Here is a 9,215-nt window from a genome sequence, read left to right as displayed (position 1 = left end):
GCGCAGCGGCGCCGGCCTGGACGCCTGCGCCGCGCTGGCCGCGCAGATGAACCCGCAGCCGGGCGACAGCGCGTCGATCACCGTGCTGCTGGGCCATGGCGGCGATGCCGATGCGGCGCAGGCCCTGCTGGCCGAGGCCTGGGGCGTGGCGCCGACCGCGCGACTGCAGGCGCAACGCGCGCTGTGGCCCGCCTTGCTGGGCGGCATCCAGGTGCGCACGCCGGACCCGCGCTTCGACGCGCTGATGAACCACTGGCTGCCCTACCAGACGCTGGCCTGCCGCATGTGGGGCCGCGCGGGCTTCTACCAGGCGGGCGGCGCCTTCGGCTATCGCGACCAGCTGCAGGACGCGATGGCGCTGGCCAACACCGCGCCGCAGCTGCTGGCCGAGCAGCTGCGGCGCAATGCCGCGCGGCAGTTCCCGGAGGGCGACGTGCAGCACTGGTGGCACGAGCCCGGCGGCGCCGGCGTGCGCACGCATTTCTCCGACGACCGCCTGTGGCTGCCCTACGCGCTGGCGCACTACGCCCAGCGCACCGGCGACCTGGCGCTGCTGGACGAGCAGCAGCCCTTCCTGGTCGGCCGCCAGGTGCCGCCCGGCGCCGAGGACATCTACGAGAGCCCCGGCGTCACCGAACAGACCGCTTCGCTCTACGAGCACGGCGCCCGCGCGATCGACCGCAGCCTGGACACCGGCGCCCACGGCCTGCCGCTGTTCGGCACCGGCGACTGGAACGACGGCATGAACCGCGTCGGCCACGAGGGCCGCGGCGAGTCGGTCTGGCTGGCCTGGTTCATCTGCAAGGTGATCGACGACTACCTGCCGCTGGCCGCCGCCCGCCACGACACCGAGCGGGTCGCCCGCTGGCAGGCCTCGCGCCTGGCCTTCGCCCAGGCGCTGGACGCCAGGGCCTGGGACGGCCGCTGGTATCTGCGCGGTTACTTCGACGATGGCACGCCGCTGGGCTCGGCCAGCCGGCCCGAGTGCAGCATCGACCTGATCGCCCAGGCCTGGGCCGTGCTCACCAAGGCCGGCGAGCCGCAGCGCGCCCGCGAGGCCATGGCCAGCGCCGCCTCGCACCTCCTGGACACGAGCAACCACGTGGTCTGCCTGCTGGACCCGCCGCTGCAGCACAGCCAGCCCTATGCCGGCTACATCCAGAGCTACCCGCCGGGCGTGCGCGAGAACGGCGGCCAGTACAACCACGGCGCCGTGTGGGCGCTGATGGCCTTCGCCCAGCTGGGCCAGCGCGAGCCGATGTGGCAGGTGTTCACCGCGCTCTCGCCGGCCCACCGCTGGATGGAGCGCCGCCGCGGCACGACCTACGCGATCGAGCCCTACGTGATGGCCGGCGACGTCTACACCGCTCCGCCCTACATCGGCCGCGGCGGCTGGAGCTGGTACACCGGCTCGGCCGGCTGGCTGATGCGGGCCGGCGTGGAATCGATCTGCGGCGTGGTGCTGTGCGACGGGCGGGTGACGGTGCGACCGTGCCTGCCGGCGCATTGGGCGTTGGCGGAGGTGAACCTGCGCCACGAGGGCCAGGTGCATCGCGTCATCGTCTGCGCGGACCGCCTCACGATGGATTCCGTGCTGACGGAGGAGCGGGCCGCGCTGACGGCCCAGGCCGGCGAAGCGATCGACCTCCGCCGCCACCCGCGGGGCAGCGTGCACGTCGTGCTGGCCGTGCCCGGTGCCGAGGCGGCGGTGACAAGCGCCGCCGTGCCGGCCCATGTGCAGCGGGAACTACCGCTGACGAAATAGCGCTCGATCCATCGGGTCAATCAATCGGGCGCGTGGCACGCCACGCACAGCTTGTTCCCGTCCGGATCGCGGAAGTAGGCGCCGTAGTAGTGCTCGTGGTATTCGGGGCGAAGCCCCGGCGCGCCGTCGTTGCGGCCGCCGTTGGCCATCGCCAGGGCATAACTGCGATCCACGACGGCGCGGGTCTCGGCCAGGAAGGCGGTCATCTGGCCGTTGCCGGGCGCATGCGCTGCGCCGTCGTAGGGCGAACCGATGAGGAACAGGGGCCGCGCGACGCCGGCCTGCTGCCAGCCCGCCCAGGGGCGGCTCAGGTCGGTGAAGCGGGCCTGCAGGCCCAGGCCCTCTTCGAGCAGCGGGCGGTAGAAGCGCAGCGCGCGCTCGAAGTCGGTGATGCCGATGAAGATGTGCGAGAGCATCCGCCGATGCTAACGAGAAAGCTCACCAGACCTTCTGGAAGGCCAGGCCGATCTTGCCGCCGCGCGGCTTGACGGCCAGCGAGCTCTGCCCGCTGAGTTCCATCTGGAAACCCTTCTTGAAGTCCGCCAGCGGCTTCTTGCTGTTGAAGACCAGGCCCACGCGCACCTGGCGCTGCTGGTCCTGCTGGAACTGCGGGTCGTCGGCCAGCAGGTTGCGCGGCGCGGACGTGGATTGCAGCGGCGTCTGCACGATCAGGTGCGAACGCGGGCTGGTGGCCAGCGAGGCGCCGACCAGCACGCCCCCGCTCATCTGCGGCTGGCTGCCGTCGTTGATGCCGGCGGACAGGGCGGCCGGGCCATAGGGCCGCCGCTGCTCGACACCGATGCCGACGCCCAGGCCGCTCTTCGCGTGGTCGGCCCACAGCATCGTCTGGCGGGCCGCCTGCTGGCGGTCGGCGCGCAGCGCGTCCTGCGGGGCCAGCGGGCCGGCCGTGGCCAGCGGCTCGGACAGGCTCTGGGTGACGCGCAGCGGGCCGCGGGCCGGGGTGCCGGTGAGGTCGATGCGATCGGCCATGGAACCGGCGCCTTCCAGTGCGCGGGCGGGCCGCGCGTAACCGGCCAGCGCCGCCACCGCGGCCACCACCAGCAGACCGTGCCAGACCCCGTGGCCGCCACGCGCAGCGGGTTGGTGGTGATGGCGGAAGGGGGTGTCCATGGTCAGGATAGTAGGCAGCGCGCCGGGGCGGCGGTGTCGGTACCTGACCAAAAGCGTAGTACGGCGTTCGCCTACATGACCGTCGCGCGGGGCCGCGCGGGCCCTGCGTTCGCGGGGGTGCCGGACGACGCCGCAGCCCGCTTCGCCAACCATTCCTCGATCATCGCCACCAGCGCCTGCGGGTCGGCCGGCTTGACGATGTGGGCGGCGAAGCCGGCCTCCTGCGCCAGCCGGCGGTCCTCCGACTGGCCGTAGCCGGTCAGCGCGATCAGCAGCGACTGGGCGGTCTGCGGCAGCGCGCGCAGCTGCCGCGCCACCTGGTAGCCGTCCATCAGCGGCAGGCCGATGTCCAGCAGCACCACCTCGGGCGCGAACGCCGCCGCCAGACCGATCGCCTGCATGCCGTCGCCGACCGTCTGCACCTCGTAGCCGCCCAGCTCCAGGTAGGCGCCGATCGTGTGGGCGACGTCGGGGTTGTCGTCGACGACCAGCACCCGGCAGCTCAGCGCGGCCGCGGCAGGCGCGGCGGCCGCCGGCTCGGGCTCCGACGCCGGGCTGCGCACCACGCCCGGCAGGGTCACGCAGAACTCGGCGCCCTGCCCCACGCCCGCGCTGCTGGCGCTGACGCGGCCGTGGTGCAGCTCCACCAGGCGCTGCACCAGCGTCAGGCCCACGCCGAGGCCGCCCTGGCTGCGGTCCAGCGAGCGCTTGCCCTGCTCGAACAGCTCGAACACATGGGGCAGCAGTTCGGCGTCGATGCCCACGCCGTCGTCGCGCACGCGGATCAGCGCCTGGTCGCCGATGGCCTCCAGCGAGACCTCGACATGCCCGCGGTCCTCGCTGTACTTGGCGGCGTTGTTGAGCAGGTTGGCCACCACCTGGGCCAGCCGGGCGAAGTCGCCCTGCTGCAGCATCAGCGGCTCGCTGGGCAGGTGCAGCGTCAGCTTGTGGCCGCGCTTGTCGATCAGCTCGCGCACCGTCTCCACGCCATGGGCGACGACGGCGCACAGGTCCACCGGCGCGGTGCGCAGCGCGATCTTGCCCTGGCTGATGCGGGCCACGTCCAGCAGTTCCTCGACCAGGCGCGTGAGCTGGCGCACCTGGCGCTCGGTCACGTCGGTGGCCCAGGCGACGCGCTGGTCGGCGCCGGGCGTGAGTCGGCGTATCACCTCCACCGCGTTGCGGATCGGCGCCAGCGGGTTGCGCAACTCGTGCGAGAGCATGGCCAGGAACTCGTCCTTGCGCTGGTTGGCCTCCTGCAGCCGGGCCTGGGCCTGGCGGCGCTCGATGATCTCGTTCTGCAGATTGCGCACCAGGCGGGCGTTCTCGAAGGCCAGCGAGGCGCGGTCCACCAGTTCCTCCAGCAGCGGCCCGTCCAGCTCGTGGCGGGCCGCCTGGTCCAGCAGCAACGCGCCCAGCGGCCGTGCGCCGCTGACGATCGGCAGCACGACAAATCCGGCCGCCTCGAAGCGCGCGGGCGCCTCGTCGAGCTGCACCAGCGTCTCGCGCAGCGCGGCCGGCAGGGTCTCCACCCGGCCTTCCACCAGCGTGACCAGGCCCTCATCGTCGAGCCGGCAGGACAGCAGCCGCGCCGGGCCCTGCGCATCGCCCAGCATCGCCAGCCAGGCATGGCTGGCCAGCACCGGCACCACCAGTTCCAGCAGGCGCTGCATCGCGACACCCACGTCCAGCGAGCTGGTCAGCACCCGGCTCGCATGGGCCAGGAAGTTGGAGCGGCGGGTGTTCTCCTCGGCCGCCCGCTGCGCCGCCTCGGCCTGCGCCAGCGCGATGCGCTCCAGCGCCTGGGCCTTCAGCCGCCGCTGCGAGATGTAGAGCTCGACGAACACCCGCACCTTGCTGCGCAGCACCTCGGCCACCACCGGCGAGAGGATGTAGTCGACCGCGCCGAGCTCGTAGCCCTGGGCGGTCTGCAGCTCGTCCGCATAGGCGGTGATGAAGATGATCGGCGTGTGGGCCGAGCGGCGGTAGGTGCGCAGCAGGCGCGCGGTCTCCAGCCCGTCCATGCCGGGCATGTTGACGTCCAGCAGGATCACCGCGAACTCCTGCCGCAGCACCTCCTTCAGCGCCTCGGTGCCCGAGCGCGCCACGACCAGGTTCTGCCCGAGGTCCTCCAGCACCGTCTCGATGACCAGCAGCTTCTCCGGCAGGTCGTCGACGACGAGGATGCTGGCGCGGTCGCCCGCGGCATTCCCGCCGTCCAGATCGTCGAAGCCTGTGATCAGCGGCACAGCCATCCCCGCAGCACGGCCAGCAGGTGGGTCGGATCCACCGGCTTGGCGAGGTAGTCCCAGGCGCCGGCCTCGATGCACTTCTGCCGGTCGCCCTTCATCGCCTTGGCGGTCACCGCCACCATCGGCAGTTCGCGGCCGCGCGGCAGCTTGCGGATCTCCTGCATCGTGGCGATGCCGTCCATCTCCGGCATCATGATGTCCATCAGCACGATGTCGATGCCCGGGTCGCTCTGCACCAGGCGGATCGCCTCGCGGCCGTTGTCGGCGCTGACGATGATCATGCCCTGGTCGTCCAGCACCGTGGCCAGCGCGAAGATGTTGCGCACGTCGTCGTCGACGATCAGCGCCTTGCGGCCTTCCAGCGCGCGGTGGGCGCCGTAGTTGTTCTCCACCACGTGGCGCTCGCGGTCGTTCATCGCCGCCGGGTTGCGGTGCAGGGCCACGGCGACGTGGGCGATCAGCTTGTCCAGCGTGTCCGAGCGGCGCAGCGAGAAGCCTTGCGGGGGACGAGCCCAGGCGCCGGCGCTGGCACCCGCCTCGTCAGGCGCGAACAGCACCACCGGCAGCTGGCAGGTGCCGCCGCGCTGCTCCTGCGCGTCCAGCAGGTCGTCGGGGTCGACCAGCGCCATCGCGCCGTCGACCACCACCGCGTCCACGCTCTCCAGCGCCTGCTTGGCCGCGGCGGCCTGCTCGACGACGATCGGCTCGATCTCCGCATCGAGCGCCGCCAGCAGGTCCTGGCGCAGCGCGCTGTCGGGCATCGCCACCAGCACCCGCTTGGCGCTGCGGTCCAGGTAGCGGCCGAGGTCGGCGATCGCCTCGTCCACCAGGTCCTTGGACTGCAGCGGTTTGGCCAGGAAGGCGATCGCGCCGGCCTGCAGCGCGCGGTCGCGCGACTCGTCGGTGGAGACGACGCAGACGGGGATGTGGCGCGTGGCCGCATCGGTCTTGAGCCGGTCCAGGATGCGCCAGCCCTGCATGTCGGGCAGGAAGATGTCCAGCGTCAGCAGCGAGGGGTGGTACTCGCGGGTCATCGTCAGCGCGCCGGCGCCGGTGGTGGTGACCAGGCCCTTCATGCCGGCCTGCCGCGCCGCATCGAGCAGCACGCGGGCGAAGGCCAGGTCGTTCTCCACGATCAGCAGCACCCGGTCGCCGGCCGAGATCTCGTCGCGGTCGTCGTCGCAGACGTTGGCGAAGACGGGGCTGTCGCTGTGGCTGTCGATCTCGTGCTCGATCGGGCCGGCCTTGTCAATACGGATCTCGTGGCGCGCCGGCGCCTCGACGGCCGGCGCGCGGGCCTGGGCGGCGCGGCTGATCGCTTCCTCCGCCTCCTGCGCGGCGGTGCGCGGGTGGCGGCCCAGGCGCGAGGGGTTGTAGCTCTGCGGCAGGTAGAGCGTGAAGGTGGAGCCGCGGCCCGGGGCGCTGATCAGGCGGATCTCGCCGCCCAGCAGCCGCGCCAGCTCGCGGCTGATCGCCAGGCCCAGGCCGGTGCCGCCGTACTTGCGCGAGGTGGAGCCGTCGGCCTGCTGGAAGGCCTCGAAGATGATCTGCTGCTTGTCCGGCGAGATGCCGATGCCGGTGTCCGACACCGCAAAGGCGATCACCTGCGCCGCGTGGTTGAGCTCCTGGTTGTCGCCGCTCCAGCCGCCCTCGGCCAGCGAGATGCTGAAGGTCACCTCGCCCTGGTGGGTGAACTTGAAGGCGTTGGACAGCAGGTTCTTGATGATCTGCTGCAGGCGCTTGACGTCGGTCACCATGCTCTTGGGCAGGGGCTGGATCACCTCGACGTTGAAGTCCACATGCTTGCTCTCGGCGAAGTGGCGGAAGCCCCGCTCGACCGAGCGCTGCACCTCGTCCAGCCGCAACTCGGACACGTCCACCGCCACCGTGCCGGACTCGATCTTGGACAGGTCCAGGATGTCGTTGATCAGCATCAGCAGGTCGTTGCCCGAGGCGTGGATGGTCTTGGAGAACTCCACCTGCTTGGGCAGCAGATTGCCCTGCGGGTTCTTGCAGAGCTGGTCCGACAGGATCAGCAGCGAGTTCAGCGGCGTGCGCAGCTCGTGCGACATATTGGCCAGGAACTCCGACTTGTACTTGGAGGTCAGCGCGAGCTGCTCGGCCTTCTCCTCCAGCGCCTGGCGGGCCTGCTCCACCTCGGTGTTCTTGCGCTCCACCTCCTGGTTCTGGTGAGCCAGCAGGCGGGCCTTCTCCTGCAGTTCCTCGTTGGTCTGCTGCAGTTCGAGCTGGCGGTTCTGCAGCTCCTGCGCGAGCGACTGCGACTGGCTCAGCAGGTCCTCCGTCCGCATGTTCGCCTCGATCGTGTTGATCACGATGCCGATCGATTCGGTCAGCTGGTCCAGGAAAGCCTGGTGGGTCGGGTTGAAGCAGTCGAGAGACGCCAGCTCCAGCACGCCGCGCACCTGGCCTTCGAACACCACCGGCAGCACCAGTACGTCCATGGCCGCGTTCTCGGCGAGGCCGCTGGCGATACGGAAGGCCTGCGACGGGACGTTGGACAGCAGGATCTTCTCGCGGTCCAGCGCGCACTGGCCGACCAGGCCCTGGCCCAGGTCGATCTCCTTGCCGTGCGTGGCCTGCCCGCCCGAGGCATAGCTGGCGAACAGGCGCAGCTTGGGCGAGTCGCCCACGTTGCGCAGCACGTAGAACTCGGCCTGCTGCGCACCCACCACCGGCGCCAGCTCCGAGAGGATCAGCTGGCCCACCGTCACCAGGTCCTTCTGGCCCTGCAGCATGCGGCTGAACTTGGCGAGGTTGGTCTTCAGCCAGTCCTGCTCGGTGTTCTTCTGCGTGGTGTCCTTGAGGTTGCGGATCATCTCGTTGATGGTGTCCTTGAGGGACGCCACCTCGCCCTGCGTGTCCACCGTGATCGAGCGCGTCAGGTCACCCTGGGTCACGGCCGTGGCCACCTCGGCGATGGCCCGCACCTGGGTCGTGAGGTTGGCCGCCAGCTCGTTGACGTTCTCGGTCAGGCCCTTCCAGGTGCCCGAGGCGCCCGGCACCTTGGCCTGGCCGCCCAGCTTGCCCTCGACGCCCACCTCGCGGGCCACGGTGGTCACCTGGTCCGCGAAGATGGCCAGCGTGTCGGTCATCGAGTTGATCGTGTCGGCCAGCGCGGCAATCTCGCCCTTGGCCTCCACCGTGAGCTTCTGTTTCAGGTCGCCACCGGCCACGGCCGTCACCACCTTGGCGATGCCGCGCACCTGGGAGGTCAGGTTGCCGGCCATGAAGTTGACGTTGTCGGTCAGGTCCTTCCAGGTGCCGGAGACGCCCTGCACATCGGCCTGGCCGCCCAGCTTGCCTTCGGTGCCCACCTCGCGGGCCACGCGGGTCACTTCCGCGGCGAACGATCGGAGCTGGTCCACCATCGTGTTGATCGTGTTCTTCAGCTCGGAGATCTCGCCCTTCACGTCGACGGTGATCTTCTTGGAGAGGTCGCCGGCGGCCACGGCCGTCGTCACCTCGGCGATGTTCCGCACCTGCGAGGTGAGGTTGCCGGCCATGAAGTTGACCGACTCGGTCAGGTCCTTCCAGGTGCCGGCCACGCCCTGCACGTCGGCCTGGCCGCCGAGCTTGCCTTCGGTACCCACTTCCCGCGCCACGCGGGTCACTTCCGCGGCGAACGACCGCAGCTGGTCCACCATCGTGTTGATCGTGGCCTTCAGTTCCAGGATCTCGCCCTTCACGTCCACGGTGATCTTCTTGGAGAGGTCACCAGCCGCCACGGCCTTGGTCACGTCGGCGATGTTCCGCACCTGGGAGGTCAGGTTGCCGGCCATCGAGTTGACCGAGTCGGTCAGGTCCTTCCAGGTGCCGGACACGCCGCCCACCTCGGCCTGGCCGCCGAGCCGCCCTTCGGTGCCCACCTCGCGGGCCACGCGGGTCACTTCCGCGGCGAAGGACGAGAGCTGGTCCACCATCGTGTTGATCGTGGCCTTCAACTCCAGGATCTCGCCCTTCACGTCCACGGTGATCTTCTTCGAGAGGTCGCCCGCCGCCACCGCCTTCGTCACGTCCGCGATGTTCCGCACCTGCGATGTGAGGTT

General features: G+C 70.7%; 5 protein-coding genes. 1 reads left to right on the top strand and 4 read right to left on the bottom strand.

What is annotated here, in order from left to right; translation table 11 throughout:
* A partial coding sequence (locus tag B0W88_RS26760; protein ID WP_369973938.1) for a GH36-type glycosyl hydrolase domain-containing protein occupies positions 1–1,765 on the top strand: 1,765 nt, incomplete at its 5' end.
* Between the two features lie 20 nt (positions 1,766–1,785).
* On the opposite strand, the gene B0W88_RS26755 is transcribed toward B0W88_RS26760, so the two are convergent.
* The 4 genes from B0W88_RS26755 to B0W88_RS26740 all read right to left on the bottom strand — a co-directional run.
* Positions 1,786–2,181, bottom strand: coding sequence for a VOC family protein (locus B0W88_RS26755; protein ID WP_077037630.1), 396 nt, complete (start codon positions 2,179–2,181; stop codon positions 1,786–1,788).
* 22 nt (positions 2,182–2,203) lie between these two features.
* A complete protein-coding gene (locus B0W88_RS26750) occupies positions 2,204–2,896 on the bottom strand; it encodes a hypothetical protein (protein ID WP_144006992.1) in 693 nt (230 codons plus the stop codon).
* Positions 2,897–2,967: 71 nt separating this feature from the next.
* The gene (locus B0W88_RS26745) at positions 2,968–5,145 is read right to left on the bottom strand and encodes a response regulator (protein WP_233151859.1); all 2,178 of its coding nucleotides are present in this window, start codon (positions 5,143–5,145) and stop codon (positions 2,968–2,970) included.
* Positions 5,136–9,215 (bottom strand): HAMP domain-containing protein (locus B0W88_RS26740; RefSeq protein WP_077037628.1); only part of this gene is annotated, 4,080 nt, incomplete at its 5' end. The genes B0W88_RS26740 and B0W88_RS26745, both read right to left, overlap by 10 nt.

This window comes from Pelomonas sp. KK5 (assembly GCF_001984095.1).
GTDB lineage: Bacteria > Pseudomonadota > Gammaproteobacteria > Burkholderiales > Burkholderiaceae_C > KK5.
The sequence above is the reverse complement of the archived record's forward strand: the minus strand, read 5'-3'. Positions and strand labels throughout refer to the sequence as shown.

Coding starts and splice junctions, on each gene's coding strand:
- B0W88_RS26755 (WP_077037630.1), bottom strand. CDS start 2,181: ATGCTCTCGCACATCTTCATCGGCATCACCGACTTCGAGCGCGCGCTG.
- B0W88_RS26750 (WP_144006992.1), bottom strand. CDS start 2,896: ATGGACACCCCCTTCCGCCATCACCACCAACCCGCTGCGCGTGGCGGC.